This is a genomic window from Cytobacillus sp. GQ23 (assembly GCF_059758675.1).
On the sequence record NZ_JCAXER010000086.1, the window covers coordinates 1 to 287 of the forward strand.

1 protein-coding gene is annotated in these 287 nt (G+C 34.8%); it reads left to right on the plus strand.

Translation table 11 applies throughout. From position 1 onward, the window contains the following. Window positions 1–49: 49 nt before the first annotated feature. Window positions 50–287 (plus strand): transposase (locus AC6CHU_RS26010; RefSeq protein ID WP_498123168.1); only part of this gene is annotated, 238 nt, incomplete at its 3' end.

Genomic DNA, 287 nt, shown 5'->3' on the forward strand with positions numbered 1-287 from the left:
GCGTTAATTTGATATAATATAATTAATTTTACTTAGGATGGTGGATGGCATGTTCAAACCGAAAAGAGAATCACAAAATGAAGCGGAATTTGTTTTTATTGAAGATTTAGTCCCTGAAGATCATCTTTTAAGAAAAGTTGATAAGTACATAGATTTTTCTTTTATCGGGGAGAAAGTCCGTCCCTTCTATTCAGAGAATAACGGGCGTCCTTCGGACCCCATTATGCTTTTTAAGATGATGTTCATTGGTTACTTTTATGGCATCCGTTCAGAACGACAATTAGAAC